This window comes from Candidatus Accumulibacter contiguus (genome assembly GCF_012940005.1).
Lineage (GTDB): Bacteria > Pseudomonadota > Gammaproteobacteria > Burkholderiales > Rhodocyclaceae > Accumulibacter > Accumulibacter contiguus.
The window spans coordinates 1-3,631 of record NZ_SPMX01000144.1; the positions used below are offsets into that span (position 1 = coordinate 1).

2 protein-coding genes and 2 pseudogenes are annotated in these 3,631 nt (G+C 59.7%); 1 reads left to right on the top strand and 3 read right to left on the bottom strand.

What is annotated here, in order from left to right:
- Positions 1-190, bottom strand: a pseudogene (locus tag E4Q08_RS24220) (hypothetical protein); the annotation flags it as partial.
- A gap of 280 nt (positions 191-470) precedes the next feature.
- Between E4Q08_RS24220 and E4Q08_RS23690 the strand changes: the two are divergent.
- Positions 471-1,775, top strand: coding sequence for an IS701 family transposase (locus E4Q08_RS23690; protein WP_246149239.1), 1,305 nt, complete (start codon positions 471-473; stop codon positions 1,773-1,775).
- Positions 1,776-1,837: 62 nt separating this feature from the next.
- On the opposite strand, the gene E4Q08_RS23695 is transcribed toward E4Q08_RS23690, so the two are convergent.
- Entirely contained in the window at positions 1,838-3,166 is a 1,329-nt protein-coding gene (locus E4Q08_RS23695) for an IS4 family transposase (RefSeq protein ID WP_169072214.1), read from the bottom strand.
- A gap of 28 nt (positions 3,167-3,194) precedes the next feature.
- Positions 3,195-3,631: pseudogene (locus E4Q08_RS26450) on the bottom strand (IS701 family transposase); the annotation flags it as partial.

The window sequence follows — 3,631 nt, forward strand, 5'->3', positions numbered from 1 at the left end:
GTACCGAGGCTTCACACTGTTGCTGAAACAGGGGCAACAGCGCTTCCATCCGGCTGAGTTGGGTCTGCAAGGCGCTGGGAGACACCCCCACATGGGTATGAAGGCGGATCAATTGGAAGAAATCCGACAAGGCACCCGCCCCCACATGATGTTGCAGCCCGAACGTGTACAGCACAGCAAATACCAGCAATCTCAGCCATGCCTCCCCCTCTTCGGTTTCCCAAAACCCCGATTCAGGATGTCGGTTCCTACGGGCTTGCGCTTGCAGGTGGCGATGAACACTGCTTTTCGGGCGATGAATTAATTCCCCCACTGCACGCAGGCTTCGTTTTCCCTGGTCTGTAATTCTACTTTGCCACATTTCTAAAATGGTTGAAATACAGGCTATTGAGCTACATATCTAATGCTCTACCACATAAGGAGTATGACGATGAAATCGCCAAATTTATTTATTTGGGATCGGGCGTGCGGTGGCCAGCTGCTGCGAGAATCTGACCAGCCATTTTCAGTCGTTCCGGGAGTGTTTCCGCAGTAAAACGCGAAGCACGGCCGAGCAAGCTGAACAGTACTTGCGGGGCCTTTTTCAAAGCCCTCGTGCGAACCTGGAACAGATGAGCGAGACGGTGGCGGAGACCGAGTATTACAGCCTCCACCACCTGTTGAGCGATGCTGCATGGGACTTTGAGAATGTGCGTCGGGAGACGGCGCGACAAGCGGACGAGTGGATCGGTGGGCCAGAGACGGGACTGTTGCTCGATGAGTCTGGGGTCCAAAAGAAGGGCGACCATTCAGCGGGCGTCGCCAGGCAGTACAACGGTCGCCTGGGTAAGGTCGAGAACTCGCAGGTTGGAGTGTATGCCGCCTTGGCACGAGGGTCGCAGGCGGCGATCATCGACTTCGAATTGTTCCTTCCAGAGCGTTGGGTTGAAGACGCCAAGCGTTGCCAGGAAGCGGGGATTCCGGAATCGGCACGGGTCTTTCGGACTAAGCCGCAGATGGCTGCCGAGATGGTCAAGCGGGCACGAGCCGCCGGGGTGCGCTTTGGCTTCATCGGTGCCGACGGCCTCTATGGCCACGCGACTTGGCTGCTGTTTGATTGGGACGATGCAGGTGAGGTATTCGCCACCGAGGTGCACAGCGACCAGCAGTTTTACTTTACCGATCCGGGAAAGGCGTGGGTACCGGCCTGGGAAGCCCGCGAATGGGCCGCGCGCCTGAAACGAAAGGAGTGGCACCCGGTGATCCTGCGCGACGGGGAGAAGGGTGAAGTGCGCGCGATGTTTGCCCATACCCGCGTGTGGATCAGTCATCCGAACAGCGCACAGGCCCGCCAATGGCATCTCCTGGCACGCCGCGATGGCAAGGAGGTGAAGTTCATGCTCTCCAACGCGGCGCCCGACACGCCACTTCGCGAGCTGGCACGCATGCAGGCACAGCGCCACTTCATCGAGCGCGCCTTCGAGAATGCGAAAGGTTGCTGTGGGATGGCCGACTACCAGGTACGCAAGTGGCGGGCTTGGTACAACCACATGGCGCTCGTCTGCGTTGCACTACTCTTTCTCGTCAAGGAGCGGCGGCAACACTCACCCTACGCCGAGTTACTGTCCTGTGCCGATGTCGTCGACATGCTCGTGGCGCAGCTCCCGGTGAAGATTCACGGTCGCGAAGACCTCGTGCGAATCATCGCCGAGCGTCATGCACGGCGACAAAGCGCCCGCGACAGCGCCTACCGAAGGCAGCCGCCAGCACCCAAAAATGCCATTAGAATCTGTTAATGTAGAATTAATGCCTTTATGGCTCCGCCGGTAGCTTCTTCAGCCACCCGATTACCCACAACTCATCCGTCATTGAAATAGGCGGCACGGCCAGCCTCCAGGGCAATGGCAAATGCCCTGACCTTCTGCATCCCTTCCCAGATCGCCTTGGGGCCGGGATGCCCGTCGTGTTTTCGCCCGAGAAAGCCGCCAAAGCCGGCAATCAGCCGCACCATCTGACCCAGGGGCGGGGGAGCATCCGGCGGTGGTGAGCGATGGGCGACGATCCAGGCGGCTTGCCATTCCTCGATATCAAACACCACGTCACAGGGCAAATCGGGGCAGTCCCGGCCCCAGGTAACCAAGGACAGGATGCGCCAGGCGATAATCAGGTAAATGACCAAGGCGCGTTCCAGTCGCTCCATGCTGCCCAACTGCAGGGATTCTATCTTGCAGCCTGATTTCCAAATGCGGAAAAGAATTTCTATCAGCCAGCGGCGGCGATACCAATCAATGAGTTGTACGATGTCTTCGAGCGTTTCCGCCGTCCGATTGGTCAGCAATTTCCATTCAATGGGCTCCTCCCCAACCGGCGGGTTTTCTTCTCGCGCCAGGATCGCGGTCACGGTCACGACCGGCGCACCCTTGCGTACGGGCAAGGTGACCCGCTCCCGGTAAAGCGTTTGCCGCACCAGTCGGGCCGGGCGGTCTGGCGCTGCGGGCATGGTGAATTCCAGTTCTCCTTCCGCTTCGCCACCGCCCACACGGTCCCACAGCTTGTCGCCCATGCTCGTCTTGCGGTTATGCTTGGACCGGATCAGGTAGTCCGCCGGATAGTCCCGCTCGGCGGCCGTGTTCATCACCGCTCGAATGTCGCCTTCCCTATCCGTTATGTATACCAGCCGGCTACCAGGCACGGTCTCGGCCAGATCGGCCACGATGGTATAGCCTTCCACCCAGCGGATACTTTCCTTGATGTCGGGCTGACCTTTTGGCTTTCGCGCCCACATCCAGCAGTCGGTCGCGCCCAACACCAACCCGCTCGGCGTCATCGCCAGGGTCGGATGCGCAAACATCCCATGCTGGGCGTCGTAGCTCAACCGTCCCAGCCCGGCAATCCCCGGCTGCGAGGTAAAATCCGCTTCGGTGGTATCCTGAACACACAAGACAACCGGCTGGCCCTGCATCCGCTTTATCGTTTGCTGGGTATGAACCTCCAGGATTTCACGCCAGTCCGTCGCGGGATTGTCCAGCAGCCGGTAGGCCGCTTTGGTTTCCGCCCAACCCCCGCAAGCCACCGGGATGCTTCCGGTCGGTTGTGCCGACAGATCATCCACCAGCTTGATCAAGCGCCGCGTCCGCCGCGCATCCCCCAAATCCAGATCCTTGAACTCCTCCGCTGCCCAACCCATGCCATACCTCCGCAAGATTACTTCTACATTAACAGATTCTAATGGCATTTTTGGGTGCTGGCGGCTGCCTTCGGTAGGCGCTGTCGCGGGCGCTTTGTCGCCGTGCATGACGCTCGGCGATGATTCGCACGAGGTCTTCGCGACCGTGAATCTTCACCGGGAGCTGCGCCACGAGCATGTCGACGACATCGGCACAGGACAGTAACTCGGCGTAGGGTGAGTGTTGCCGCCGCTCCTTGACGAGAAAGAGTAGTGCAACGCAGACGAGCGCCATGTGGTTGTACCAAGCCCGCCACTTGCGTACCTGGTAGTCGGCCATCCCACAGCAACCTTTCGCATTCTCGAAGGCGCGCTCGATGAAGTGGCGCTGTGCCTGCATGCGTGCCAGCTCGCGAAGTGGCGTGTCGGGCGCCGCGTTGGAGAGCNTGAACTTCACCTCCTTGCCATCGCGGCGTGCCAGGAGAT